At 70.6% G+C, this 25,821-nt stretch carries 20 protein-coding genes; 15 read left to right on the forward strand and 5 right to left on the reverse strand.

Going from position 1 to position 25,821, the window contains the following annotated elements:
- The first annotated feature begins 350 nt into the window (after positions 1-350).
- Positions 351-2,261 carry an FAD-dependent monooxygenase gene (locus AC3ZJJ_RS13080; protein ID WP_489892249.1) on the forward strand — a complete coding sequence of 637 codons (1,911 nt, stop codon included), beginning with the start codon at positions 351-353 and terminating at the stop codon, positions 2,259-2,261.
- Between the two features lie 70 nt (positions 2,262-2,331).
- On the opposite strand, the gene AC3ZJJ_RS13085 is transcribed toward AC3ZJJ_RS13080, so the two are convergent.
- Positions 2,332-3,717, reverse strand: a complete 1,386-nt coding sequence (locus AC3ZJJ_RS13085; RefSeq protein ID WP_489895845.1) for an amino acid permease — start codon at positions 3,715-3,717, stop codon at positions 2,332-2,334.
- A 232-nt stretch (positions 3,718-3,949) separates the two neighbouring features.
- Entirely contained in the window at positions 3,950-4,735 is a 786-nt protein-coding gene (locus AC3ZJJ_RS13090; RefSeq protein WP_489892250.1) for a FadR/GntR family transcriptional regulator, read from the reverse strand.
- A 114-nt stretch (positions 4,736-4,849) separates the two neighbouring features.
- Between AC3ZJJ_RS13090 and AC3ZJJ_RS13095 the strand changes: the two genes are divergently transcribed.
- From AC3ZJJ_RS13095 to AC3ZJJ_RS13105, 3 genes are read left to right on the forward strand one after another with little or no spacing between them, the layout of a single operon-like run.
- Positions 4,850-5,650 (forward strand): (Fe-S)-binding protein, encoded by an 801-nt coding sequence (locus AC3ZJJ_RS13095; protein ID WP_489892251.1) that lies wholly within the window; start codon positions 4,850-4,852, stop codon positions 5,648-5,650.
- Positions 5,647-7,194 carry a lactate utilization protein B gene (locus AC3ZJJ_RS13100; RefSeq protein ID WP_489892252.1) on the forward strand — a complete coding sequence of 516 codons (1,548 nt, stop codon included), beginning with the start codon at positions 5,647-5,649 and terminating at the stop codon, positions 7,192-7,194. The genes AC3ZJJ_RS13095 and AC3ZJJ_RS13100 overlap by 4 nt, the downstream gene beginning before the upstream one ends.
- Positions 7,191-7,829, forward strand: a complete 639-nt coding sequence (locus AC3ZJJ_RS13105) for a LutC/YkgG family protein (RefSeq protein WP_489892253.1) — start codon at positions 7,191-7,193, stop codon at positions 7,827-7,829. The genes AC3ZJJ_RS13100 and AC3ZJJ_RS13105 overlap by 4 nt, the downstream gene beginning before the upstream one ends.
- On the opposite strand, the gene AC3ZJJ_RS13110 is transcribed toward AC3ZJJ_RS13105, so the two are convergent.
- Positions 7,810-8,469, reverse strand: a complete 660-nt coding sequence (locus tag AC3ZJJ_RS13110) for a MerR family transcriptional regulator (RefSeq protein ID WP_489892254.1) — start codon at positions 8,467-8,469, stop codon at positions 7,810-7,812. The two genes, AC3ZJJ_RS13105 and AC3ZJJ_RS13110, sit on opposite strands and share 20 nt — an antisense overlap.
- A gap of 91 nt (positions 8,470-8,560) precedes the next feature.
- Here AC3ZJJ_RS13110 and AC3ZJJ_RS13115 point away from each other — a divergent pair, with 91 nt between their 5' ends.
- Complete coding sequence (locus tag AC3ZJJ_RS13115) at positions 8,561-9,031, forward strand: DUF2306 domain-containing protein (RefSeq protein WP_489892255.1); 471 nt, start codon at positions 8,561-8,563, stop codon at positions 9,029-9,031.
- A 16-nt stretch (positions 9,032-9,047) separates the two neighbouring features.
- On the opposite strand, the gene AC3ZJJ_RS13120 is transcribed toward AC3ZJJ_RS13115, so the two are convergent.
- A complete protein-coding gene (locus AC3ZJJ_RS13120) occupies positions 9,048-9,995 on the reverse strand; it encodes a sugar-binding transcriptional regulator (protein WP_489892256.1) in 948 nt (315 codons plus the stop codon).
- Between the two features lie 134 nt (positions 9,996-10,129).
- Here AC3ZJJ_RS13120 and AC3ZJJ_RS13125 point away from each other — a divergent pair, with 134 nt between their 5' ends.
- The 6 genes from AC3ZJJ_RS13125 to AC3ZJJ_RS13150 all read left to right on the forward strand — a co-directional run bounded on the left by AC3ZJJ_RS13125 (position 10,130) and on the right by AC3ZJJ_RS13150 (position 18,229).
- A complete protein-coding gene (locus AC3ZJJ_RS13125) occupies positions 10,130-11,959 on the forward strand; it encodes a glycerol-3-phosphate dehydrogenase/oxidase (protein WP_489892257.1) in 1,830 nt (609 codons plus the stop codon).
- Positions 11,960-12,070: 111 nt separating this feature from the next.
- Positions 12,071-12,805, forward strand: coding sequence for an MIP/aquaporin family protein (locus tag AC3ZJJ_RS13130; protein WP_489892258.1), 735 nt, complete (start codon positions 12,071-12,073; stop codon positions 12,803-12,805).
- 82 nt (positions 12,806-12,887) lie between these two features.
- Positions 12,888-14,405 (forward strand): glycerol kinase GlpK, encoded by a 1,518-nt coding sequence (glpK, locus tag AC3ZJJ_RS13135; RefSeq protein ID WP_489892259.1) that lies wholly within the window; start codon positions 12,888-12,890, stop codon positions 14,403-14,405.
- A gap of 51 nt (positions 14,406-14,456) precedes the next feature.
- On the forward strand, positions 14,457-15,677 hold the full coding sequence (fdhA, locus tag AC3ZJJ_RS13140; RefSeq protein ID WP_489892260.1) for a formaldehyde dehydrogenase, glutathione-independent: 1,221 nt from the start codon (positions 14,457-14,459) through the stop codon (positions 15,675-15,677).
- Between the two features lie 377 nt (positions 15,678-16,054).
- Complete coding sequence (locus AC3ZJJ_RS13145) at positions 16,055-16,798, forward strand: GAF and ANTAR domain-containing protein (protein ID WP_489892261.1); 744 nt, start codon at positions 16,055-16,057, stop codon at positions 16,796-16,798.
- A 117-nt stretch (positions 16,799-16,915) separates the two neighbouring features.
- Complete coding sequence (locus tag AC3ZJJ_RS13150) at positions 16,916-18,229, forward strand: MFS transporter (RefSeq protein ID WP_489892262.1); 1,314 nt, start codon at positions 16,916-16,918, stop codon at positions 18,227-18,229.
- 54 nt (positions 18,230-18,283) lie between these two features.
- On the opposite strand, the gene AC3ZJJ_RS13155 is transcribed toward AC3ZJJ_RS13150, so the two are convergent.
- Complete coding sequence (locus AC3ZJJ_RS13155) at positions 18,284-20,833, reverse strand: S8 family serine peptidase (RefSeq protein WP_489892263.1); 2,550 nt, start codon at positions 20,831-20,833, stop codon at positions 18,284-18,286.
- Positions 20,834-21,097: 264 nt separating this feature from the next.
- Here AC3ZJJ_RS13155 and AC3ZJJ_RS13160 point away from each other — a divergent pair, with 264 nt between their 5' ends.
- The 4 genes from AC3ZJJ_RS13160 to AC3ZJJ_RS13175 are packed head-to-tail and all read left to right on the forward strand — an operon-like array spanning position 21,098 to position 25,812.
- Positions 21,098-22,579, forward strand: coding sequence for a GntP family permease (locus AC3ZJJ_RS13160; RefSeq protein ID WP_489892264.1), 1,482 nt, complete (start codon positions 21,098-21,100; stop codon positions 22,577-22,579).
- Positions 22,580-22,604: 25 nt separating this feature from the next.
- A complete protein-coding gene (locus AC3ZJJ_RS13165; protein ID WP_489892265.1) occupies positions 22,605-23,849 on the forward strand; it encodes a CaiB/BaiF CoA transferase family protein in 1,245 nt (414 codons plus the stop codon).
- The gene (locus tag AC3ZJJ_RS13170; RefSeq protein WP_489892266.1) at positions 23,846-24,823 is read left to right on the forward strand and encodes a beta/alpha barrel domain-containing protein; all 978 of its coding nucleotides are present in this window, start codon (positions 23,846-23,848) and stop codon (positions 24,821-24,823) included. The genes AC3ZJJ_RS13165 and AC3ZJJ_RS13170 overlap by 4 nt, the downstream gene beginning before the upstream one ends.
- A complete protein-coding gene (locus AC3ZJJ_RS13175) occupies positions 24,823-25,812 on the forward strand; it encodes a 2-hydroxyacid dehydrogenase (protein ID WP_489892267.1) in 990 nt (329 codons plus the stop codon). Before AC3ZJJ_RS13170 ends, AC3ZJJ_RS13175 begins: the two co-directional genes overlap by 1 nt.
- The last annotated feature ends 9 nt before the right edge of the window (positions 25,813-25,821 follow it).

Raw genomic sequence — 25,821 nt, forward strand, 5'->3', positions numbered from 1 at the left:
CCGCCGGCGGTCGCCGGTCGAGGGAAACAGGCCTTGGGAATCCGGCCGAGGAGTGCCGGGGTCCGCCCCGCGACCGTGCCTCCGGCAGCCTCGGGGCACAGCTTCGGGTACACAACTTCTGGTGCACAGAATGCCCCACGGCGGCGTCGACCCACCACCCCCCGAGCGAGCCAGCGGCGAACGCCGCCCACGCCGCGCCGCCGTCCTGGACCTCGGCCCTTCGCGCCGGCCGCGTAGGTTCTGTCCTGCAGAATTGCTTGGCTCGCGGGTGACCGCTGTCACTAGGGTGTGGTCCAGAGAATTCACCGGCCGCGTCCCCGCGTAGCGGCCCGACGATCCCCAGGAGCACCATGCAGTTCTACGTAGACGGATACCGCCCCGGCGACCCGGAGGACCTGCCGGCCGCCCCGGGCCGCAGGGAGCATACCGGCGAGCTGCCACGGGAAGTCGACGTGCTCGTCGTCGGCACCGGTCCCGCCGGCGTCGTCCTGGCCGCCCAGCTCGCCGAGTTCCCCGGGATCGACACCCTTGTGGTGGAGCGCCGCGAGGGCCCCATGGCCAAGGGGCAGGCCGACGGCGTCGCCTGCCGCACGGTGGAGATGTTCAACGCGTTCGGGCTGGCGGAAAAGCTCACCCGCGAGGCCTACTGGGTCAACGAGACCGCCTTCTGGGGCCCGGAGGGCGAGGGGATCGTGCGGACTGGCCGCATCCAGGACGTCGAGGAGGGACTCTCCGAGTACCCCCACGTCATCGTCAACCAGGCCCGCATGCAGGACTACCTGCTGGAGAAGATGCGCACGTCGCCCAGCCGCCTCGAGCCGGACTACGGGTTCGAGGCCGTGAGCGTCGAGGTCGAGCCGACCGGCGACCACCCGGTCAGGGCCACGCTGCGCCGCGTCTCCGACGGCGGCGAAGTCACCGTCCGCGCCAAGTACGCGGTGGGCTGCGACGGCGCCCGCAGCGCCGTGCGCAAGTCCCTCGGCATCGAGCTGCGCGGCGACGCGCAGAACCACGCCTGGGGCGTCATGGACATCCTCGCCGTCACGGACTTCCCGGACATTCGCCTGAAGTCCGCGATCCAGTCCGCGTCCGGCGGCAGCATCCTGCTGATCCCGCGCGAGGGCGGCTACCTGGTCCGCCTGTACGTGGACCTCGGCGACCTCGACCCGGCGGACCGCGAGGCCCGCGGCCGCTTCACCCAGCACTCGATCATCGAGGCCGCGCAGCGGATCCTCCACCCGTACACGCTGGATGTGAAGGACATCGCGTGGTGGTCAGTGTACGAGGTGGGCCAGCGCGTGGCCGACCGCTTCGACGACGTCCGGCCCGCCGAGCGCGGCATCCGCGGACCGCGCGTCTTTATCACCGGCGACGCCTGCCACACGCACAGCGCCAAGGCCGGACAGGGCATGAACGTCTCCATGCAGGACGGCTTCAACCTGGGCTGGAAGCTGGCCGCCGTGCTCGAGGGCCGCAGCCCCGCCGCGCTCCTGGACACGTACTCCGAGGAGCGCCAGGTGATCGCACAGGAGCTCATCGACTTCGACACCACCTGGTCCACGGCGATGGCGGCGAAGCCCAAGGACCCGGTCAACCCGGAGGCGGGCGGCATGGACGCCGCCGAGCGCCAGCGGATCTTCACGGAGGGCGGGCGGTTCACGGCCGGGTTCGGCACCGACTACCAGCCGTCCATGATCACCGGCGGGGACGCGCATGAGCACCTGGCCCCCGGCTTCCCCGTGGGCGAGCGCTTCCACTCCGCGCCCGTCGTTCGGCTCGCCGACGCGAAGCCCCTGGGACTCGGGCACACGGCGCGGGCGGACGGGCGCTGGCGGATCTACGTCTTCGCGGACGCGGCCGCGCCCGCGCGGAACTCCGATTTCGCCCGCTTCATCGAGTTCCTGGACGACGGCGAGGACTCCCCCGTGCGTCGGTTCACCCCGGAGGGCGCGGACCTGGACGCGGTCTTCGACGTGCGCGCCGTGCTGCAGACGCCGCACCGCGAGGTCTCCGTCGCCGACCTTCCGGAGTTCCTCCTGCCGCGCAAGGCGCCCTTCGGCCTGATCGACTACGAGAAGGCCTTCGCCCCGGATCCGAAGTCCACGGACATCTTCGAGGCGCGCGGCATCGACCGCCGCCGCGGCGCCGTGGTGGTGGTCCGCCCGGACCAGTACGTCGCCAACGTGCTGCCGCTGGACGCGCACCGGGAGCTGGCGGACTTCTTCGACGCCATCCTGCTGCAGGCCGTTCCCGCGAGGTAGCCGGCACAACAAGCGGGGAGGGTCCGGCCGCGGCCGGACCCTCCCCGCTTGTTGTGCCCGTGGGGTGTGGCTACGCGCCGTGGCCGTGGACCTCGGCGTCCTCTTCCACTGCCTCGGCCAGGTCCTCCGACGTCGTGTGCGGGTGCGGGCCCACCGGCGCGAGCCGGCCGCGGTAGCGGAACACGCCGATCCCGACGACGACGGCCGCGAGCCCGACCGACAGGAACAGGGATTCGCGCGTGCTCTCGACGAAGACCATGCCGATGATCAGCCCGACGATCGCGACGATCGACGCCCACGTCAGGTACGGGAACAGCCACATCCGGATGGGAAGCTCCGTTCCGGCGATGTCGGCGCGGCGGCGCAGCACCAGCTGCGAGCACGCGATGACCAGCCAGACGAACAGGGCGATCGCGCCGGACGTGTTCACGAGGAACAGGAAGACCGTGTCCGGCCAGATGTAGTTCAGGCCAACGGTGATAAAGCCGACGACCGTGGACGCCAGGACCGCGGACAGCGGGACACCGCGCTTGGAGATGCGGGCCCACGGGGCGGGGGCGTCGCCGCGGACGGACAGCGAGAAGATCATGCGGCTCGCCGTGTACAGGCCCGAGTTCAGGCAGGACAATACGGACGTCAGCACCACGATGTCCATGATCGTGCCGGCGCCGGGGATGCCGAACCGCTCGATCACGGCCACGTAGGGACTCTTCGCGACGGAGGCGTCGTCCCAGGGGAGCAGGGTCACCACGATCGCCATGGAGCCGATGTAGAAGATGAGGATGCGCCAAACGGTGGAGCTCACAGCCTTGCGGACGGCGCGCACCGGGTCGGTGGATTCGCCGGCCGCGATCGTCGCGATCTCGGCGCCGAAGAAGGAGAACACCACCACCAGGATGCCGGCCAGGACGGCCTCGCCGCCGTTGGGCATAAACCCGCCGTGGCCCGTCAGGTTGGACAGTCCCGGCGCCTCGATGCCGGGAACCAGGCCCGCGATGGCGGCCGCGCCGGCGATCAGGAACAGGATGATCGCGGTGACCTTGATGGAGGCGAACCAGAACTCGAACTCGCCGTAGGACTTCACGCTCCACACGTTGGTGGCGGTAAGCGCCACCATCAGGATCAGCGCCCACGTCCATTGCTCGACGCCGGGGACCCAGCGGTGCATGATGGCCGCGCCGGCCGTGGCCTCGATCCCGAGGACGATGATCCAGAACCAGGCGTACAGCCAGCCGATGCTGAATCCGGCCCAGCGGCCGAGCGCCTTGTCGGCGTAGGCGGAGAAGGACCCGGTCTCCGGGTTGGCGGCGGCCATCTCTCCGAGCATCCGCATCACCAGGACCACCACAACGCCCGCCGCGGCGTACGCCAGCAGGATGCCGGGGCCGGCCTTCTGGATGGCGGCGCCCGAACCGACGAACAGCCCCGCCCCGATCACGCCGGCGATAGCGATCATGGAAAGGTGCCGGGGCTTGAGTGTTTTCTTGAGTTCTGGGTGGGAAGCCACAAGACTCGTTTCAATAGGAGGGGAAATGCCAGCGTCAATGGTGACGGCAACCACGCGCCTGCGGTAGTGGCGACCGTCCAATTGTTACGCGGTCACTTTGGGCGCTTGAACAAGGCAGGGCGCGGGTGGGAACCGGCGCCTCGCCCGGGGACCGTCGCCTCCGGACGCGCGGCGCCGCTCCCTAGTGCCGGGGCTCCGGCGTCGGCCCTGCCTGGTTCGACTCTGTGTGGTTCGGCCCTGCCTGGTTCGTCTCGGCGTAGAACCATTCGATGTGTTCGCGCAACAGCCGGGCGGCCCGCCCGCCCTCCCCGGCGGACACGGCGGCGAGGATGCCGTGGTGCTGCGCGCGCAGCGCCGCCGCGACCGGCTCCCACGCCTCGTCGCTGCGGATGGATTCGGCCACGTAGTCGCTGATGGAGAGGCGAAGGGACTCCATCATCGCCTCGATCACCGCGTTGCCGGAAAGCGAGGAGAGGAGCACGTGGAACCTGGCGTCGAGCGCGTGGAAGTCCGGGCGGCCCAGGGCGGGATCGTCCATGCGCTCCAGGAGCTCCGCGGCTTCGTCGAGCTTGAGCCGCGTCGCCTCGTCGGCCGGATCGACGGCTGCGGCCTCGGCGGCCCCCGTTTCCAGCAGGATGCGGGTCTGGACAATCTCGGCGACGGTGAGTTGCCGCGTGGCGACGTGCAGCCGAAGGGCCGCCGCCAGTCCCGCGGCGGGTTGGGAGACGATGACGGCGCCGGCGTTCGGGCCGGATCCCGTCGAGGTCCGCACCACGCCAAGCACGTCCAGGATGCGGATGGCGTCGCGCACCGAGGCGCGGGACAGCCCGTGCTTCTCGGCCAGCGCCCGCTCCCCCGGCAGCTGGTCGCCCAGCTTGAGGACGCCGGCGCGCAGTTCCGCCTCGATGCTGCGGAGCACCGCCTCGTAGGCACGCGGGGCGGCGGGTTTGGCGGTCTCGGCTCTCACCCGCCCATTTTTGCACGCACGGACCCCTCTGGACGCCGGCGCCGGGTCGCGCCTAGTATGGTCTGACCACACGGCCGGGCCGTGCCGGCGGCCCAGCTCCCCCGAAAGGCGCCCATGAGAATCGCACTCTTCGCAACCTGCATCGTCGATGCCATGTACCCGGACACCGCCCGGGCCACCGTGAGTATCCTGGAGCGCCTCGGCCACGAGGTGGTCTTTCCCGCCGGGCAGGCCTGCTGCGGGCAGATGCACCTGAACAGCGGATATTTTGACCGCGCGCTGCCCGTGGTGCGCAACCATGTGGAGGCCTTCGGGCACGGGGACTACGACGTCGCCGTCGCCCCATCCGGATCGTGCGTGGCGTCGGTCAGGCACCAGCACCCGATGCTGGCCAGGCGCTGCGGCGACGCGGTGCTGGAGGCGGACGCCCGCGCTGTGGGCGCAAGGACCTACGAGCTCTCCCAGCTGCTGACCGACGTCCTGGGGGTGACCGACGCCGCCGCCCAGCTCGGATCCCACTTCCCGCACCGTGTCACGTACCACCCCTCCTGCCACGGGATGCGGCTGCTTCGCCTGGCGGACCGGCAGCTGGACCTGCTGCGCTCGGTCGGCGGGATCGACGTCGTCGAGCTACCCGACTCCGACCAGTGCTGTGGATTCGGCGGAACGTTCTCGCTGAAGAACGCCGAGGTGTCCTCGGCGATGCTCGCCGACAAGGCCGCGGCCATCGAGTCCACGGGCGCCGCGGTCTGCAGCGGCGGCGACGCCTCCTGCCTGCTGCACATCGCCGGCGGCCTCTCTCGCACCGGCAGCGCGGCGGGCACCCTGCACCTTGCGGACATCCTGGCCAGCACGGCGGAGAACCCGATGCCGGTCGCCCACCACGGCGCGGAACCGACGGTGGCGCGGCGATGAGCGGGACCTTCCTGGGCATGCCTCCCATGCCCCATTACGGCACCGGCAACCTGCACGCGGACGAGCCGTTCCCGGCGGCCGCCCACCGCGAGCTGGGCAAACCGCAGCTGCGCGCCAACCTCCGCCACGCAACCCACACCATCCGCGACAAGCGGCTCAAGGTGGTGGGCGAGCTCCCGGACTGGGAGCAGTTGCGCGACGCCGGCTCCGCCACCAAGGAGGCGGTGATGGCCCGGCTGCCCGAGCTGCTGGAGCAGTTCGAGGCCAACTTCACCGCCCAGGGCGGCACGATCCACTGGGCGCGCGACGCCGCCGAGGCCAACCGGATCGTCACCGGTCTGGTCCGCGCCACCGGCTCCACGGAAGTGGTCAAGGTCAAGTCGATGGCCACGCAGGAAATCGGGCTCAACGAACACCTCGAGGCCGAGGGCATCACCGCGCTCGAGACCGACCTCGCGGAGCTGATCGTCCAGCTCGGCCACGACAAGCCGAGCCACATCCTGGTTCCCGCCATCCACAAGAACCGCACGGAGGTCCGGGACATCTTCCTGGCCGAGATGCCCGGCGTGGACCCCGCGCTCACGGACGATCCGGCGCTGCTGGCCGGCGCCGCGCGGACGTACCTGCGGCAGAAGTTCCTCGCCGCGCGCGTCGCCGTCTCCGGCGCGAACTTCGCCATCGCCGAGACCGGCACACTCGGCGTCGTCGAATCCGAGGGCAACGGGCGCATGTGCCTCACCCTCCCCGAGACGCTGATCACCGTGATGGGCGTCGAGAAGCTGCTGCCATCCTGGTCCGACCTGGGCGTGTTTATGCAGCTGCTCCCCCGGTCCTCGACGGGCGAGCGGATGAATCCCTACACCTCGCTGTGGACCGGCACCACCGAGGGCGACGGGCCGCGGAACGTCCACCTGGTGATGCTGGACAACGGGCGGAGCGCGGCCCTGGCGGACAAGATGGGCCGCGCCGCGCTGCACTGCATCCGCTGCAGCGCCTGCATGAACGTCTGCCCGGTCTACGAACGCACGGGCGGTCACGCGTACGGGTCCACGTACCCGGGCCCCATTGGGGCGATCCTTTCCCCCCTGCTGACCGGCATCACGTCCGAGGAGAACGGCTCGCTTCCCTACGCGTCGTCCCTGTGCGGCGCGTGCTACGACGCGTGCCCGGTGAAGATCAACATCCCGGAAATCCTCGTCGAGCTGCGGGCGCAGGACGTCGAGGCGCGGCACCGGGAACGCAGGGTTCCCAACCAGATGGATCTGCTGATGAGCGGGGCCTCGTGGGCCTTCGCCTCCGGCAGGCATCTGGGGCTGCTGGAGAAGGCGCTTCCCCTGGGTCGCCTCGCCGCGGGGCGGAGAAGGAGGATCAAGCGGCTGCCGGGGATCGCGGCCGGCTGGACGAGCAGTCGCGACATCCCGGCCCCGCCGCCACGCTCCTTCCGCGACTGGTGGGCCTCGGACCACAAGAACCCCGAGGCCGGCACCACCGCCCGTCCCGGGTCCGGCACCACCCCGAACACCCCGAAGGAGCAGGGCAAATGAGCGCCCGCGAAGAGATCCTCGACCGGCTGCGCGGGGCGCTGCGGGACGGGCCGGAGGCCCCGCCGATCCCGCAGGCCCACCGGCAGTCCGGCGACCTGGACACCGGGGCCCTGATCGCCCTGCACACCGACCGGCTGCTCGACTACAAGGCGGGCGTCCGGACGGTGGCGGCCGCTGAGCTGCCTGCCGCCTTGGCGGAGCTCCTCGCCGGCGCGCAACGCTACGTGGTGCCGCCGGGACTCGATGCCGGGTGGCTGGACCACCCGGACCTGGCCGCCGACCCGCGCCGGCACGCGGACGCCGCCGCCTCGCCGCTGACCGTGGCGGACCTGGATGCGACCGACGCCGTGCTGACCTCGAGCACCGCCTCCATCGCCGAATCGGGCACCATCGTGCTCGACGGCGGCCCGGGCCAGGGACGGCGCGCGATCAGCCTGATCCCGGACCAGCACGTGTGTGTTGTGCCGGCGTCGTCGATCGTGCAGATCCTGCCGGAGGCCTTGACCCGTCTGAACCCCACCAGCCCGCTGACGTGGATCTCGGGACCGAGCGCCACCAGCGACATCGAGCTCGAACGCGTGGAGGGTGTGCACGGGCCGCGCCGCCTCGACGTCGTCATCGTGAGCGACCTGTAGCGGGCGGCCCGGCGCCTGGGCCGCCCGCGGCGTACCGCCGGATCGACTGGCTGGCCTGGGCGAGGGCGATGATCTTCAGGACCAACCGGTTGTGCAGGTGCATCCCGAGCGCGGCGGTCAGGATCGTCTCGTCGAGGCTTCCGCGGGACTCGGTGGCCGTCAGCTGGAAGTCCGCGATCGAATCGGCGGCCCGGCCGTAGGCCGCCAGGACGCCCGGATCCACGGCGAGCCCGGCACCGGCCATGGCCTTAATCTGGGCGTCGACCGCGGCGCGCGCATCGCTCTCCGCGTCCGGCCAGCCCATGTCCGCGATCAGCGCGTCGACGGCGGGCGCGTGGTGGGGGCGGTCGCCGTCGAGCCCCAGGACGACCGCCTGCACGGTTCCCAGCAGGGCAAGCCGCCGTGGCCCCGGACGGTCCGCGCCCTCCGCGGCGTCGAGGATCCGCCGGATGGCGTCCAGGCCCAGCCCCACCTGCGAGCGCAGCCCCTGGATCAGGCGCAGGCGCTCGGCGTGGGCGGACCCGTACTCCGCGCGGGTGGGGTTGATCCGCTCCCCCGGCGGGAGCAAGCCGGCGCGAAGATAGAACTTGATGCTCGCCGGGCTGACGCCCGTGGCCGCGCTGAGCTCCGCCAACCTCATGCCGCCCCGTTTCCCGCTCCGCCGCCGGATAGTCCCGGGCGGCGCAGCTATCTTGATGTCCAGTATTGGATAGTTGGACTATCCTACTGCCATGGACTGGAACCCGCTCCTTGTAGGCCACGTGGTGGCGGCGCTGTTCGCCCTGACCTTGGGCCCCGTCAACATCCTCCGCCGGCGCCGCGACAGGACGCACCGCATCCTGGGCTTCTCGTGGGCGGCCGCCATGTACTTCGTCTGCGTCAGCAGCTTTTGGATCGTGACCGACGGCCACTTCAGCTGGCTCCACGGCCTGTCCGCCTTCACCATCCTGACGGTCACGCTCGGGATCGTCTCCGCGGCCCGCCACAACATCCAGGCGCACTACTCCAACATGATCGGCAGCTACCTCGGGCTGCTGGTCGCCTTCGTCTTCGCCGCAACGGTGCCCGGCAGGAACATCCCCCGGCTCCTGGACACCGATCCGGCGTCGGCCGCCGGGGTTGCCCTGCTGGTTGCCGCCAGCGCCGGGGCCCTCTACCTCACGGCGCGTCCCAGAAAACCGGCCGCGCGAGCGGTCGCCTAAGCGCGGGGCGCGCGCCCTAGAGGTTCAGCAGCCGCGCCGCCGTGAGCTCGTCGATCACCAGGTGGGTGACCAGGCCCGCGAACAGGGCCGCCCGCAGCGGCTCCACCTTGTTGTCCCCGGCCACCGCGCACACCCGGCGCGGTATCTCCCGCAGCCGCTCCGGCGAGGGCCCCGTGGCGCGGCGGTTCATCGCGATCCCCGCATGGGAACCGTCCGCGCGGAGGAACACGCCGCCCACGTCGCCCACGGCGCCATCGGCCTCCAGCCGCGCCACGTCCCGCGATTCCAGGTAGCCGGCGGAGTATACGTGGCCCGGGGGCTCGCCGCGCAGCGCCCCCACGGAGAACAGCGCCAGGTCGGCGTTGCGCTGCAACTCGAGCACGCGCCGGACGGAGCGCTCGCGCCACATGGCGTCCCGCGTCTCCGGATGCTCGAAGAAGGCCGGAACCGCGAAGTACTGCACCTTGGCGCCGAACGCGTGCGCAATGCCGCGCATGGTCCCGTCCCCGTAGTTCACGCCGCCCGTTCGGGTGTCGGCGGCACCGTTGAGCTGCACCACCACGCTGCCCTGGGTCTCCTTCGCCGCCAGATACGGAACCACACGCCCCACCGTGGTGCCCCAGGCCACGGCCATCACCATGTCCGACCCGAACCAGCCGCCCACCAGCTCGGCCGTCGCGCGCGCCACGCGGTGCAGGCGCGCCAGCGGAGAATCGGCGTCGGGGACCTGGACGACCAGCGCGTCCACGCCATAGGTGTCCAGGACCAGCTGCCCCAGGTCGGGTGCACGAGTGTGCTCGAGCCGCATCGAGATTTCCACGACGCCGGTCTCCCGCGCCTCCTTGATCATGCGAGAGACGGTCGACCGGGACGTCTCCAGATGGCGCGCGATCGTCTCCATCTTCATGTCCTGCAGGTAGTACATGGACGCTGCGCGCAGCACGTCGTGATATCTGCCCGTCATCGGCGCTCCCCTCTTCAGTCGGCGGCCGGGCCAACACCCCGACGCGCCTGCACGTTTGTGCAGAGAGGTTGCGGACCCGTGACGTTGATGTGACGTTACACACAGCCAGCCTATTCCGGAATGGAAGGACAGCGATGCCAACCCCCACGTCACGCCTGACGCCACAAGCCCGCGGCGCAGCGTTGGAGGCGATGCGGGCCACGTCCGCGTCCAACCCCTTGGACATCCTGGTGATCGGCGGGGGCGTCACCGGCGCCGGCACCGCACTGGATGCCGTCACGCGCGGCCTGAACACCGCGGTCGTCGAGGCGCAGGACTGGGCCTCCGGCACGTCCAGCCGGTCCAGCAAGTTGGTGCACGGCGGCCTGCGCTACCTTCAGATGCTCGACTTCAACCTGGTGCACGAGGCCCTCACCGAGCGGGACCAGCTGATCAACAAGCTCGCACCCCACCTGGTGCGCCCGGTGTCGTTCCTGTACCCGCTGGAGCACCGCCTGTGGGAGCGCTTCTACGTCGGCGCCGGCGTCGCCCTCTACGACACCCTGGCCACCATCGCCCCGGGCAAGCGCGCGCTGCCCCTTCACCGGCACCTGACGCGGAGCGGCATGGGGCGACTGTTCCCGGACCTGCGGCACGACGCCGCCGTCGGCGCCATCCGCTACTGGGACGCGTCCGTCGACGACGCCCGCCTGGTCTCCACGCTCATTCGGACGGCGGCCTCGCACGGCGCCCACGCCGCGAGCCGCACGCAGGTCGTCGACCTGAGCAAAAACCTGGCCGGGAGGGTCGACGGCGCCGTCCTGCGGGACCTCGAGCGCGGCGACTCGTTCCGGGTCCACGCGCGCAACGTCATCAACGCCACGGGCGTCTGGACCGAGGAGACCGAGGCCCTCGCCGGGGCCGAAGGCGGCCTGCGCGTGCTGGCGTCCAAGGGCGTGCACATCGTGGTCCCCCGGGCGCGGATCCGCGGCGAGGTGGGACTGATCCTGCACACCGAGAAGAGCGTGCTGTTCGTGATCCCCTGGTCGCGCTACTGGGTCATCGGCACCACGGACACCCCGTGGGAGCAGGAGCTGCAACACCCCGTCGCCACCGCCGCGGACATCGACTACATCCTGGAGCACGCCAACGCGGTGCTCGCGCAGCCGCTCACCAAGGCGGACATCATCGGCACCTGGGCCGGCCTGCGCCCCCTGCTGCAGCCGGGCACCAAGGCCGGCACCAACTCCGCGAAGGTCTCCCGCGAACACACCACGGCCTCCCCCGCCCCGGGCCTCACCGTGACGGCCGGCGGGAAGCTGACCACCTACCGCGTGATGGCGGAGGACGCCGTGGACTTCGCGCTCGGCGACGAGGCCAAGACCAACCCCTCGGTCACCAGGAACGTTCCCCTGGTGGGGGCGGTCAACCTGGACGTGCAGCGCAACTGGAGCCGCAAGTACGCCAAGGACTACGGCTGGTCGGCTGCCATGGTGGACCACCTGCTGCACCGCTACGGCTCGCTCATCACGGACATCGTCCGGCTGTGCGAGGAGGACGCGTCCCTGGCACAGCCGCTCAAGCACGCGTCCGCGTACCTGCGGGCGGAGATCAGCTACGCCGTCAGCCACGAGGGCGCCTTCCACCTCGAGGACGTGATGCTCCACCGCACGCGCCTGAACTACGAGGTGTCCGACCGCGGCGTCGCGGCGCTCGAGGAGATCTCGGGCCTGATGGGCGACATCCTGGGATGGGACGAGGGCACGCGCGAGGACGAGGTTGCCGCCTACGAGGCGCGGGCGGCCGCGGAGGCCGCGGCCGAACTCGAGACGGACGACGCCGCAGCCGAGACCGTCCGCCTGCGCGTCACCGACGTCGCCCCGCTCGCGCCGCTCGGCGACGGCCTGGACGGCGGCGTGGAGGGTGGCCTCAAGCCGGGCTCCCCCGAGGATTCGCCGGGGGCGGCAGGTCCCGTCGGGACCTGATGGGTGTCCCGGCCGCACGCGGACGGGACACCAGGGTTCACGGCGTATTGATCCCGGGGCAACGTAGCCCCGGACAGCGGCGGACACCGAAGTCCGCAAGAAAGGGACATTATGGACGTCACCATAGGGCAGATCTTCATCTCGGAGATCTTCGGAACGGCACTCCTGATCCTCCTCGGCACCGGCGTGGTCGCCAACGTCGTCCTGCCGAAGAACAAGGGCTTCAACAGCGGCTGGATTGTCATTTCCTTCGGCTGGGGCCTCGCGGTCTTCGCCGGCGTGTTCGCCGCGTGGCGCTCCGGTGCCCACCTGAACCCCGCCGTCACCCTCGGCATCATCACCAACGGCCAAACGGAGTTCGTTCCGGGCATCCCGGTGAACTTCGCCAACACGATGGTCTACTTCGGCGGCGAGATGCTGGGCGCGATCATCGGCGCCGTCCTGTGTTTCCTCGCCTATAAGAAGCACTTCGACGAGGACGCGGATCCCGCCGTCAAGCTGGCGGTCTTCTCCACGGGACCCGCCATCCGCTCGTACGCCTGGAACGTTGTCACCGAGATCCTGGGAACCTTCGTGCTGGTGTTCGTGATCCTCCAGTTCGCGAACTCGCCGCACGAACTCGGCCCGCTGGCCGTCGCCATGCTGGTTGTCGGCATCGGCCTGAGTCTGGGCGGCCCGACCGGATACGCCATCAACCCGGCCCGCGACCTCGGCCCGCGCATTGCCCACGCGCTGCTTCCCATCAAGGGCAAGGGCACCAGCGACTGGGGCTACTCCTGGGTTCCGGTGGTCGGCCCGCTGATCGGCGGCGCCATCGCCGGCCTGGTGGCCGCGGGCGTCGCCTGACCCATAGAGTCGGCGGACGCACCGCCGCCCGCCGCACCCAACCCGCACCACGGACCTCCACACCAAGCGATAAGGAAGCGATATGAGCACCAAGTACGTCCTCGCAGTCGATCAAGGCACGACCAGCTCCCGGGCCATCGTCTTCACGCACGAGGGGACCATCCACTCCGTCGGCCAGCTGGAGCACGACCAGATCTTCCCGCAGGCGGGCTGGGTGGAGCACAACCCGGAACAGATTTGGAACAACGTCCGCGAGGCCGTCGGCATCGCGCTGACCCGGGGCAACATCCCGTACACGGACCTTGCCGCGATCGGCATCACCAATCAGCGCGAGACCACCGTGGTGTGGGACAAGAACACGGGCAAGCCCGTCTACAACGCGATCGTCTGGCAGGACACTCGCACGCAGAAGATCGTTGAGGAGCTGGGCGGCACCGAGGGCCCCGAGAAGTACAAGTCGCGCGTGGGCCTGCCGCTGGCCACCTACTTCTCCGGCCCCAAGATCACCTGGATCCTGGACAACGTGGAGGGCGCCCGCGAGGCCGCCGAGCGCGGAGACCTGCTGTTCGGCAACACGGACACGTGGGTGCTGTGGAACATGACCGGCGGCACGGAGGGCGGCGTGCACGTCACCGACGTCACCAATGCCTCCCGCACCATGCTGATGAACATCGACTCGCTGACGTGGAACGAGGACATCGCCGCGGACATGCGCATCCCGATGTCGATGCTGCCCGAGATCCGCTCCTCCTCCGAGGTCTACGGCAAGGGCCGGCAGCGCGGCATGGTCCCGGACGTCCCGATCGCGGGCATCCTCGGCGACCAGCAGGCGGCCACGTTCGGCCAGGCCTGCTTCGAGAAGGGCACCGCCAAGAACACCTACGGCACCGGCAACTTCATGCTGCTCAACACCGGCACCGAGCCCGTGGCCAGCAAGAACGGCCTGCTCACCACCGTCTGCTACAAGATCGGCGACGCCCCGCAGGTCTACGCCCTCGAGGGCTCTATCGCCGTCACCGGCTCCCTGGTGCAGTGGCTCCGCGACAACCTGGGCCTGTTCGAGGAGGCGCCGGACATCGAGTACTACGCCAAGAAGGTGGCGGACAACGGCGGCGCCTACTTCGTGCCCGCGTTCTCCGGCCTCTTCGCCCCGTACTGGCGCGCCGACGCCCGCGGCGCCCTCGTGGGGCTCACCCGCTACGTCAACAAGAACCACATCGCGCGAGCCGCCCTGGAGGCCACGGCCTTCCAGTCCAAGGAGGTGCTCGACGCCATGAACGCGGACTCCGGCGTCGACCTCACCGAGCTGCGGGTCGACGGCGGGATGGTGGCCAACGAGCTGCTGATGCAGTTCCAGGCGGACCTCCTCAACGTCGACGTCGTGCGTCCCGAGGTCGCGGAGACCACGGCGCTGGGCGCCGCCTACGCCGCGGGCATCGCCGTCGGCTTCTGGAACGGCGAGGAGGACGTCGTGGCCAACTGGCGCGAGGGCAAGCGCTGGAGCCCCGCCATGGACTCCGACGAGCGCGAGCGGCAGTACAGGCTCTGGAAGAAGGCCGTCACCAAGACGCTGGACTGGGTCGACGACGACGTTCGTTGATCCCCCGAGTCCCCACAAACCACCCGCAACAACCAGGAAAGGAACCATCCCATGTCAGGAAACAAGGCCGTTGCCTACAAGGGTCCGGGCAAGGTCGAGGTCATCGACACCGCCTATCCCACCTTCGAGTTGCAGGATGGCCCTGGGGTGAACCCGGCCAACGTCGGCCGCAAGGTTCCCCACGGCGTCATTCTGAAGACAGTCACCACCAACATCTGCGGATCCGACCAGCACATGGTGCGCGGGCGCACCACCGCGCCGGCCGACCTGGTCCTCGGCCACGAGATCACCGGCGAGGTGGTGGAGGTGGGGCCGGACGTGGAGTTCATCAAGGTCGGCGACATCTGTTCCGTGCCGTTCAACATCTCCTGTGGCCGCTGCCGGAACTGCAAGGAGCGGAAGACCGGCATCTGCCTCAACGTGAACCCGGACCGCCCGGGCAGCGCGTACGGCTACGTGGACATGGGCGGATGGGTCGGCGGGCAGGCCGAATACGTCCTGGTCCCGTACGCGGACTGGAACCTGCTCAAGTTCCCGGACCGGGACCAGGCGCTGGAGAAGATCATGGACCTGACCATGCTCTCCGACATCCTGCCCACGGGGTTCCACGGGGCCTACACGGCCGGCGTGGGAGTCGGGTCCACGGTCTACGTGGCCGGCGCGGGGCCGGTCGGCCTGGCGGCCGCCGCGAGCGCGCAGCTGCTCGGCGCCGCCGTCGTCATCGTCGGCGACATGAACGACGAGCGCCTGGCGCAGGCCCGATCGTTCGGCTGCGAGACCATCAACGTCGGGGCCGGCGATCCCGCCGACCAGATCGAACAGCTGCTCGGCGTGCGCGAGGTCGACTGCGGCGTCGACGCTGTCGGCTTCGAGGCCCGCGGGCACGGGCACGGCAAGGACGCGGAGGAGGCGCCCGCTACCGTGCTGAACTCGCTGATGTCCCTCACGGCGGCCGGCGGCGCCCTGGGCATCCCGGGGCTCTACGTCACCGGCGACCCGGGAGCCGTCACGGAGGAGGCGAAGCACGGCTCGCTGTCCCTCTCGCTGGGCACCGGCTGGGCCAAGTCGCTGTCCTTCACCACGGGCCAGTGCCCGGTGATGAAGTACAACCGGCAGCTGATGATGGCGATCCTGCACGACAGGATCCAGATCGCCAAGGCCGTGAACGCCAAGGCCATTGGGCTCGAGGACGCGCCGCGCGGCTACGCGGAGTTCGACGCCGGCGCGGCCACGAAGTACGTGCTGAACCCCAACGGGTACGTGAAGAACTAGTCAACAACTGGGCGGGCCCCCGTCCGCGGACCCCACCGGCGTCGACGTCGTCGTCGCGCCGGCGGTCCGTGGCCGGGGGCCCATCTGTGAGTGGCAGGTCGCTTGTCCCGATCCAGACTGGTCTGGCCAGTGCTTGCTGTGGCCAGGACGGCAACCTCGTGAGGCGGGCACCAAAGGCCCCTCTCGGGTTCTTCCATCGAAAGGATACTCACGGATGTGCCCTGCGTCACGATGCGTGACAAAATCGTGACATAGCGGAATGGACACCGTAAGTCGCTGGCGCTCGCGGCCCAACAGGCGTTAACTGGAGACAGGTGGCAGACAGGGCCTCGCATGTTCCGCGGACCCGCTGAGCCACCCCCAACAGACGGGACGGCATGGACAACGTCCAGCGTCAACCCCTGGACACGGGGGCGGTCGCCGCCCACCTCCAGGCCAGCATCCTCGACAGTACGGACGTCAACGGGTTCCTTGTGGAGGTTGTGTCCAACGCAGCCAAGACCATTGCGTACGAGGGAGAGAACGCTTCCTGCGGCATCACCCTCATCACCAGGGAACGTATGGTCTCCGTTGCCAGCAGCGACACCCAGGCCCGCTACATGGACGAGAGCCAGCACAAGGTCGGCACCGGCCCCTGCCTGGCCGCGGCCGAATCACACGAGCCGATGAGCATCACGGACACCGCCACCGAGACACGCTGGCGCCCGTACCTGGACGCCGTGGAGGAAAGCGGGATCCGCTCCATCTTCAGCATCCCGTTCGAGGTGGACGGAGAGGCCGTGGGCGCGCTGAACCTGTACTCCACCGAGCCCGACGCCTTTCCCGAGCACATCACGACGAGGGCGCTGCACTACGCCCACCAGGCCTCGGTTTCGCTCCGGCTGGCCATGCTCATCGCCGACCTCACGGAGAGCAAGCAGGACATCGTCGAGGCGATCCAGTCGCGCACCAACATCACGCTGGCCCTCGGGATCATCATGGCGCTCCACCGCTGCAGCCAGGAGCGCGCGTTCTCCCTGCTCCAGCAGGCGGGCCCGGGCCCCGACAGCAGCCTCGCGGAGGCCGCCGCCGACATCATCAGCTCCATCGAAAACCCCACCGACGTCGCCGGCCCCGGTTAGCTCGGCGCACGGGCGACATCAGTTGATCCGGGGCTTTGTTGCGCCGGACGTAGCGCCGGGAGCGACGCACGGGATCCGCGGGCCGGCCATGAACTAGGGTTCTGGTGGAGCCGCGCTTTGGGCTCCGCCAGAACGGCCGCCGTCCCGAAGGAGCCCGCCACGCACCGCTCACCAGCCCCCCGCACGGCGCTGCCCTGGGTGATTGCCGGGATTGTGGTGATGGCCCTCAGCCTGCGGGCGCCAATCGTCGCACCCACCGCCGTGATCGGCGACATCCGGGCGGACACCGGCCTGAGCGCCGTCGGCGCGGGCCTCCTGACGGGTCTGCCCGTGTTCCTCTTCGCCGTCGCCACGCCGCTGGCCACGCGGACCATCCGGCGGTTCGGCCCTGAGGCCACGGTCCTCCTCTGCCTGGCCGGGGTGCTGGCGGGCACGGTGATTCGCTCCACCGGGCCCTCCGCCGTGGTGATGGCCGGGACGGCGCTCATCGGCGTGGCCATGACCCTGGGAAACATCGTGGTGCCGGTGCTCATCCGCCGGGACGTGCCGTGGAACCGGGTCTCCGGCGCCACGGGCGCGTACTCCGCCACCATGAACGTCGGTTCCATGGCCGTCCTGCTCGGCACGGCGCCCCTGGCCGGGCTCGTCGGATGGCGGTGGGCGATCGCCGCCTGGGGTGTGGTGACCGCCGCAGGGCTGGCGTATTGGCTGGTACGCGTCCGGCGCCGGGCCGCGGCCGGCACCGCGGACGCCACCGACGGCGCCGATCCGGGTACTCCGGCCGCCTCCGCGGCAGGGACGCAACCGGCCAACGGCCCCGGCGGTCCCGGCGCCACGTCCGCCGCCGGCAGGACCGACGCCGACGCGGCCCGCACGCGGCGGATCCTGACCCTCCTGGTGCTCACCTTCTGCGGCCAGTCGTCCGCCTACTACGCAACCACCGCCTGGCTGCCGCTGCTGCTCTCCGAGACGCGGGGCCTGGCTCCCACCGGATCCGGGGCCGTGGCGTCGCTGTTCCAGATCGCCGCGGTCGTGGGCGCCCTCGGCGTGCCCGTGCTGGCCGCCCGGACCAGGGCCTGGGTGCCCATGGCCGTTATCGCCGCATTCTGGATCGCGCTGCCCATCGGGCTGCTGGCGGCACCCGAGTTGTACGTTTTGTGGTCGATCGCCGGCGGCATCGCCCAGGGCGGGGGTTTCACGGCGATCTTCTCCATCATTCCCCGCATCGCGCGCAGCAACGCGGAGGCCGCGTCCGCCTCGGCGCGCGTCCAGGGCAGCGGCTACCTCGCGGCCACGGTCGCACCCCCGCTGGCCGGCTGGCTCAACACCGCCACCGGCGGCTGGACGGCGCCGCTCCTCCTGGTCCTGGCCGCCACGCTGGCCTTTACGATCGGCGGGCTGCTGGCCTCGCGCCTGGCCGGCCGGACCTGACGGCGACGTCGGTTGAGTCGGCCGCGTCGGCCGCGTCGGCCGCCGGAGGCACGCTTACCTGACGACGGCGGTCGCTGCCGACGTCCGGTGGGACATCGAGTATCCCGCCTTCCATCCCGTCACCCTGACCTTGATCGTGTCCGCCCTGTCGCCGGCGACCAGCCGGTACGTGTCGGCGCTTGCCCCCGCGATCGCCGCTCCCGAGCGGTACCACTGGTAGCGCAGCGAGGTGCCGGCCGTCCAGGTTCCCGCGGCCGCGCGCAGGGTGCTTCCCACGCGCGCGGTCCCGGAGACGGTGGGTGTGGCCGCCGCGAGCGTTCCCTTGGCCACGCCGGCGGTGGGGCCCGACGTTTTGGACAGCGTTGTGTACGCGGCCTTGCTGCCGGTGACGCGGACGGCCAGGCGCCGGCCCACGTCGTTCGCCGCGGGCCGGTAGGAGGACGCGGTCGCGCCCTTGATGGCCACGCCGGAGCGCAGCCACTGGTAGCGAAGGGTGCTTCCGCCCGTCCATGAACCGGGGACGGCCCGAAGCGTGTGGCCCACTTTCCGGGTTCCGGAGATCGCCGGGGACGCGCCGGTCAGCGTTCCCTTCGCGACGGCGGCGGTCGACCCGGACGTCCTGGACGCCGTCAGGTAGCCGGTCCTTTTGCCCGTGACGCGCACCTTGATGGTCTTGCCGAGGTCACCGGTGGTCAACCGGTAGGTCGACGCGGTGGCGTTGGCGATCTTGGTGCCGGAGCGGAACCACTCGTAGCCCAGCGTCGATCCGGGCGTCCACGATCCGGGGCGCGCCGTCAGCGTCTTTCCGACGGCGCGCGTCCCGTCGACCTTCGGCCCGCTGCTCTGGGGGATCCGCCCGAAGTTCGCGGAGCGCTTTGTGGCGGTCCGGTAGCCGTCCTTGGCTCCCTTCACAACGACCGTAATGTGCGTCTTCACGTCGAGGGGGTGCACAACGTACTGCCTGCCGGTCTCGCCCGCGAGCTCGAACCCGTCGGAGAACCACTGGTAGGTGAACGCCGCGCCCGCCGGTTGCCAGGCGCCCGTGCTGGCGGTCAGCCTGCTCCCGGCGATGGGGGGGCCGGTGACGGTCGGGGTGCCGCGGACGAATTCCTGCCCCAGCGTCCCGTCGAGCCCGAGCGCTGCCGGCGCGTCGACCAGTCCGCTGCCGCACGGCTTCGCGACCTTCGGGTTGGCGGCGGACACCGTGCAGGCCAGCGGCCGCGCCGACTGCTTGATGCGCGCCTCGACCTCCGCGGGGGTAAGCGTCGGCTCTGCGGCCAGCAGCAGCGCGGCCACGCCCGCGACATGCGGCGCGGCCGACGACGTGCCCTCGTAGAAGGCGTAGGTTTCCGCGGCGGGGCCAATGACAGGCTTCGTCAGGCCGTCGTTGACGGTGGACGCGATGCCGCCGGCCCAGGACCAGGTGGCGTCGCCGCCGGGCGCGGCCACGTCCACGACGGCTCCGTAATTGGAGTAGGGCGCCCTGGCCCCCCTGGGCCCGCTGGCGCCGACCGTGATGACGTCCTCGCAGTTGGCGGGGCTGCTGGCGGAGGCATTCGTGTTCTCGTTGCCGGCGGCCACCACCACCACGGCGCCGGCGCGGTTGGCGCTGTCGACGGCGTCCTGCAGAACCCGCCCCTCGTCCGGATCCGGCGCGGAGCACAGCCCCGGTCCGCCGAGCGAGAGGTTGACGACCTTTGCCGGGGTTGTTGTGGTGGGTACGCCGGGCACCGCGCCACCGGTTGCCCATACGATGCCGTCGGCGATGTCCGACGTGTAGCCACCGCAGACGCCCAGCGCCCTCACGGGCAGGATTTTGGCGCCGGGCGCGACGCCGGCGACGCCCCTGCCGTTGTTCGTGGCGGCCGCGATCGTTCCGGCCACGTGCGTTCCGTGCCACGAGGAGTCGACGGCCGGGTGCCGGAAACCACAGGAGTTGGCGGCGACCCAGTCCCCCTCGTCGCGGGCGTTGGCGTCCCGCCCGTTTCCGTCGCGCGCGTCGGCGGCGTCGGCGATCATGTCGTATCCGGGCAGAACGTTCGCGTCCAGGTCCGGATGGCCGGTGATCCCGGTGTCCACAACCGCCACCACAACGCCGTCGCCGCGCGACGCTCCCCACGCGTCGGCGGCCCGGATCCCGAAGTCGTAGTCCCAGAGGTTCCACTGCTGCGCGTAGAACTCGTCGTTGGGATCGGCGGCCGCGGGATACAGGATCGTGTCGGGTTCGGCGTAGGCCACGGCCGGGTCCGCCTCGAGCCGGGCGATCAGCTCGTTGGCCTCGGCGCCCTCCAGCGCTTCCGGGGTCTGCAGCACCCGGGCGCCGGAGGCGGTGGACCTGACCTCCTCGAGCGGCAGATCGAGGTCGTCGGCGGCGCGGCCATAGGCCTCCGAACGCTTGATGGAGCTGCGGCCCGCCTGTTCGCGGAACTTCACGATGAACCGGTCGGTGGCGTCCGCCGCGGCGGGGACCCGGAGCGCGGGCCCGGCCGGCTCCGGGCGTTCGTCGGCCTGCGCCGGTAGGGCGGGCAAGAGGACCGCGATCACGGCGGCGAGGGAGAGGGAGGCGACGGCGGAGGCCCGGCGTCGTTGTGGCGCACGCGTCATGCACTGGCTCCAAGGAAAAAGGGCGCCAGCGAGATCCAAAGCCCCCCGGCACAACGAATGGGATGCATCCGTGTGCTCCCCTTGGCACATCCTATGTACAAAAGCGGCGTGACGGCGAGCACTCCCGCGGGAACCCGGCCAATCCCCGCCTTCTTCGTCATCTGTATTTACATTGTGAGATTGAACCCATAAAGTGAGTTAGACAATGTGGCGCAGGTCACCTCACACCCGGGAGATCCCCCTCCCCGAAGATCGGCAGATTTTATGTCGTCAGACGTCGCGATCCTGATCAACACCGCGGTGGCCGTCCTGGCCACCGTGCTGCTGATCGTGCGCTTCAAGGTCAACCCCGTGATCGCCCTGGTCCTGGGGTCGATCTACCTGGGCCTCTCGACCGGTCTCGGGGTCACCAAGACCGTCGAGACCATCACGGGAGGCTTCGGCGAGATCATGGTCGAGGTCGGCCTGCTCATCGCCTTCGGCGTCCTGATGGGCTCCATCCTCAACGAGACCGGCGCCATCCGCCGGCTCGTCGAACACCTGCTGCGCGTGTTCGGGCCCAAACGCCTCCCCTACACTTTCGCGCTGGCCATCGGCACCGCGCTTCAGTCGATCTTCCTCGACGTCCTGCTGGTGATCTCCGCGCCCCTGGCCCGGCGCCTGGCGCCGCAGATCGGCAAGCTCGGCACGGCGCGCATGGCCGCGGCCATGGCCATCGCCCTCGAGTGCGGCATCGTGTTTATGGTCCCCGGCGTCGCCTCGCTCGCCCTCGCCGGCCTGCTCGGCGTGCCGCTGGGCAAGATGCTGGTGTTCGGGCTCGCCGTGATCGTCCCGACGATCATCGTCTCCATCGCCATCATGACGTTCCTGTTCCGCCGCGGCTTCTGGAAGGAAGACCAGGACGAGCAGCACGTCTTCGCCGAGGAGGACTACCTCGCGGCGGCGACGGCCGACAAGCACGGACCCGGCGCCTACGGCGTGCCCCGGCAGGGGGACGACGGCGGAGCGGGCGCCGAACGCGCCGGCACCCGCGGCGACGACGCGGCCGCCGAACAGTCACCGGCCGGAGGTGCCGTCGCCGTCGCCGAAGCCCGCAAGTCCGAGACGCCCCTCCTGCTCCTTTTCACTCCCCTGGTGCTTTCGCTCCTGCTCATCGCCACCGGCGCCATCTTCGAGATCCTCGAGGTGGAGATCGCCGCGATCCAGCTGCTCGGAAACCCCGTCGTCGCCCTGCTGATCGGGCTCATCGGGACCGCCGTCGTCGGCCGCTACACCATCGGCCAGGCCAAAGTGGAGGAGGCCACGGCCTCCGGGTTCAAGGAGAGCGGGCAGATCCTGCTGCTCACCGGCGTCGGCGGATCCCTGGCGGCCACGGTGGCCGCGGCCGGGCTCGGCGACATCCTCGGCGGATTCTTCGGTGCCAGCAACGTGGCCCCGCTCCTGGTGGTCTGGGCGATCGCCGCCGTGCTGCACATCGCCGTCGGCTCCGTGACCCTCTCCGCCATCACCGCCGCCGGACTGCTGGCGCCGATCGCCCCGGCCCTCGGGCTGGATCCGGTCCTGATCGCGCTGGCCGCTGGCGCCGGGTCCCTGTTTATGGTCCACGTCACCTCCAACACCTTCTGGCTCCTCCAGTCGCTACTGGGCCAGACAGTCCGCGGTGCCCTCAAGACCGTCACGTTCGGCGTCTCGGTGGCCTCCGTCGTCTCGCTCGCGATGGTCCTGCTCCTAAGCCTTTTCATCTAACCGCCCCGCACGAAGGATTTATCCCATGACTGAGAAGACCATCGCGCCGCTGGCCGGCGTCCGGGTCCTGGAACTCGGAAACTACATCGCCGCCCCCACCGCCGGGCGCCTGCTCGCTGACTTCGGGGCCGAAGTCATCAAGGTGGAACGCCCCGGGACCGGCGACGAGCTGCGCAACTGGCGCCTGAAAAAGGGCTCGGTCTCGATGCTCTACCGGACCATCAACCGCAACAAGAAATCGGTGGTCCTGGACCTCCGCGGCGAGGCCGGACGCGAGGCGGTCCTCGAGCTCGTCAAGCAGTGCGACATCCTGCTGGAGAACTTCCGCCCCGGCACCCTGGAGAAGTGGGGGCTGGGCCCCGAGGTGCTCAACGCGGCCAACCCGGACCTGGTGATCACGCGCATCTCCGCGTTCGGCCAGACCGGCCCCCTCTCCGAACGGCCCGGCTTCGCCGCGGTCGCCGAGGCCTTCAGCGGCTTCCGCAACCTGGTCGGGGACCCTGACCGCGCCCCGGTGCGCGTCGGCGTCTCCATCGGCGACTCGATCGCCGGGCTCTACGCCGCGTTCGGCTCCGTGATGTCCCTGTACCAGCGCGAGACCCGCCGCGGCACGGAGGCGCGGGTCCCGCTCCGGGAGCGCGTCATCGACGTCGCGCTACACGAGGCCATGTTCTCCATGATGGAGTCCCTCATCCCCGACCTCGGCGCCTACGGCGACCACCGCGTCCGCGTCGGCGGGCGCATGGAGGGCATCGCCCCGTCCAACGCCTACGTCTGCAAGGACGGCGCCAGCATCGTGGTGGCGGGCAACGGGGACGCGATCTACCGCCGCTACATGGAGACCATCGGGCGCCCGGACCTCGGCAACGATCCCGGCCTGCAGTCCAACGCGCAGCGCTGGGAACGGCGGGTGGAGCTCGACGCCGCGATCGGCGTGTGGACGGCGACGCTCCCCTCCCGCGAGGCCCTGGCCGCTCTCGACGCCGCCGGAGTCCCGGCAGGCCCCATCAACACCGCCGAGGACATCGTCAACGAGCCCCAGTACGCGGCGCGGAACATGATCCAGCGCTTCGACGTCTCCACCGGCGACGAGGTGATCGAGGGGGTCGGATTCCCCGGTATCGTTCCGGTCATCGGCACCGAGTCGCTGCCGATCCGCAGCCTGGGCCCGGACCTCGGCGAACACACGGACGAAGTCCTCGGCGGGATGCTCGGCATGGACGCCGAAACCATCGCGGCCGCATCCAACCCCAAGGGAGCCATGGCATGACCTTCACCTTCACACCCCGCGCCGCGCTGCGCGACGTCACCCTGCGTGACGGCCTCCAGCTCACCGGGAAAAACCTGAGCACGGAGCGGAAGGTGGAGACGGTCCGCGAGCTGATCCGCCTCGGCGTCCCGGAGATCGAACTGGGCTCCATGGCCCGCGCCGACCTGGTCCCCACCATGGCCAACACCCTGGAAGTCGCCGCCGCACTGACCGCCGAGGAGCTCCAGCGGTGCTGGATCTGGGTGGCCACGCCGGGCCACGTGGCCAAGGCCGCCAAGGCCGGGATCCGCAACTTCCAGTACTGCCTCTCCGCCTCCGACTCGCACAACCAGGCGAACATCGGGCGCAGCACGGACGCCAGCCTGGAGGCGCTGCCCCAGGCCGTGGAGTACACGCGGGAGGTCGGCGGCCGGATCCAGCTGTGCATCGCGACGTCGTTCACCTGCCCGTTCGAGGGGCTGGTGCCCGAGCAGCGAGTCCTCGACATCGCCAACGATCCGCGCGCGGAGGGCACCTGCGACGTCGTCATCTGCGACACCCTGGGCCAGGCCGTTCCCGCGCAGGTGTCCAGCCTGATCGCCCGGGTGCGGGACGAGACCCCGGACCGGCGCATCGTCTACCACGGGCACGACACGTGGGGACTGGGGGTAGCCAACACCCTGGCCGCCATCCAGGCCGGGGCCGAACTGGTCGACGGCGCCCTCGGCGGCCTCGGCGGCTGCCCGTTCGCGCCCGGCGCCAGCGGCAACACGTCCTCCGAGGACATCCTGTTCGCCACCCGCCCGGACTGGCTGACCCCCGGCGCGTTCTCCTCGCTGGTGGGCCTCTCCGAGAAGCTGCTGGAGGAGCTCGGCGAGCCGAACCGGTCCAAGTCCGCGCAGGGCGCCCGCTCCAAGGCGGACGCGTTCGAGTGGGTCATCGCCGGCGCTCGGGCCGATTCGAACCGCGTCGGGTCCTGCGAGGGCGCACTCTAGTGGGCGCGCGCATCCTGGTGACAACAGCCATCCCCGAGCCCGCGCCGTCGCTGCTGGCGGACGCCGCGGAGGTCACCGTCCTGCCGTCGCCGCCCAGCTACGACGAGCTCAAGGCGCTGTGCGCCAGCGGGGAGTACGACGCCGTCCTGACGCAGCTCGGCGACAGGATCGACGCGCCGCTGCTTGCCGCGGCGAAGGTCAGGGGCGTCTCCAACTTCGCGGTCGGCTACAACAACATCGACGTGGCGGCGGCAACCGAGCGCGGCATCATGGTCGGGAACACCCCCGGCGTGCTCACGGACGCGACGGCGGACATCGCGCTGCTGCTGATCCTGGGCACGTCCCGTCGGGTGGTGGAGGCGGACCGGATGGTGCGCGAGGGGCGGTTCCACGGGTGGGAACCCGAACTGATGCTCGGCTCCGACGTCTCCGGGCGGACCCTGGGCCTGGCCGGGTTCGGGCGCATCGCGCGCGCGACCGCCCGCCGCGCCCTGGGCTTCGGCATGGAGGTCCTGTTCGCGCCGCGTCCACCGGGCGAGCGCACGGTGGGCGACGACGAGCTCGGCGAGTTCGCCGGGAGGGTGCGGCAGGTGCCGTGGGACGAGCTGGTCACCGCCAGCGACTTCCTGTCCCTGCACGTGCCGCTGAACAAGGACACCCGGCACCTCGTGGACGCGTCGGTGCTGGCGCGCATGAAGGACTCGGCGATCCTGATCAACACCGCCCGCGGCCCGATCGTGGACGAGGCCGCGCTGGTCGACGCACTGAAGTCCGGGGCGATCGCGGGCGCCGGGCTGGACGTGTTCGAGGACGAGCCGCGCCTCGCGCCGGGACTGGCGGAGCTGCCCAACACCGTGCTGCTGCCGCACGTCGGCAGCGCCACGGTCTCGGTGCGCGCGGAGATGTCCCGCCTGAGCGCACTCAACGCCGTCGAGATGGCGGCCGGTCGGGTGCCGCCGCACGCGGTGAACCCGGAGGCCTGGGGGTAGCGCCGGGAC

The organism is Arthrobacter sp. AOP29-A2-19, from assembly GCF_058138025.1.

Coding starts and splice junctions, on each gene's coding strand:
- glpK (WP_489892259.1), top strand. CDS start 12,888: ATGAGCACCAAGTACGTCCTCGCAGTCGATCAAGGCACGACCAGCTCC.
- AC3ZJJ_RS13100 (WP_489892252.1), top strand. CDS start 5,647: ATGAGCGGGACCTTCCTGGGCATGCCTCCCATGCCCCATTACGGCACC.
- AC3ZJJ_RS13080 (WP_489892249.1), top strand. CDS start 351: ATGCAGTTCTACGTAGACGGATACCGCCCCGGCGACCCGGAGGACCTG.
- AC3ZJJ_RS13155 (WP_489892263.1), bottom strand. CDS start 20,833: ATGACGCGTGCGCCACAACGACGCCGGGCCTCCGCCGTCGCCTCCCTC.
- AC3ZJJ_RS13110 (WP_489892254.1), bottom strand. CDS start 8,469: ATGAGGTTGGCGGAGCTCAGCGCGGCCACGGGCGTCAGCCCGGCGAGC.
- AC3ZJJ_RS13105 (WP_489892253.1), top strand. CDS start 7,191: ATGAGCGCCCGCGAAGAGATCCTCGACCGGCTGCGCGGGGCGCTGCGG.
- AC3ZJJ_RS13145 (WP_489892261.1), top strand. CDS start 16,055: ATGGACAACGTCCAGCGTCAACCCCTGGACACGGGGGCGGTCGCCGCC.
- AC3ZJJ_RS13160 (WP_489892264.1), top strand. CDS start 21,098: ATGTCGTCAGACGTCGCGATCCTGATCAACACCGCGGTGGCCGTCCTG.
- AC3ZJJ_RS13115 (WP_489892255.1), top strand. CDS start 8,561: ATGGACTGGAACCCGCTCCTTGTAGGCCACGTGGTGGCGGCGCTGTTC.
- AC3ZJJ_RS13170 (WP_489892266.1), top strand. CDS start 23,846: ATGACCTTCACCTTCACACCCCGCGCCGCGCTGCGCGACGTCACCCTG.
- AC3ZJJ_RS13120 (WP_489892256.1), bottom strand. CDS start 9,995: ATGACGGGCAGATATCACGACGTGCTGCGCGCAGCGTCCATGTACTAC.
- AC3ZJJ_RS13125 (WP_489892257.1), top strand. CDS start 10,130: ATGCCAACCCCCACGTCACGCCTGACGCCACAAGCCCGCGGCGCAGCG.
- AC3ZJJ_RS13165 (WP_489892265.1), top strand. CDS start 22,605: ATGACTGAGAAGACCATCGCGCCGCTGGCCGGCGTCCGGGTCCTGGAA.
- AC3ZJJ_RS13130 (WP_489892258.1), top strand. CDS start 12,071: ATGGACGTCACCATAGGGCAGATCTTCATCTCGGAGATCTTCGGAACG.
- AC3ZJJ_RS13095 (WP_489892251.1), top strand. CDS start 4,850: ATGAGAATCGCACTCTTCGCAACCTGCATCGTCGATGCCATGTACCCG.
- AC3ZJJ_RS13085 (WP_489895845.1), bottom strand. CDS start 3,717: ATGATCGCTATCGCCGGCGTGATCGGGGCGGGGCTGTTCGTCGGTTCG.
- fdhA (WP_489892260.1), top strand. CDS start 14,457: ATGTCAGGAAACAAGGCCGTTGCCTACAAGGGTCCGGGCAAGGTCGAG.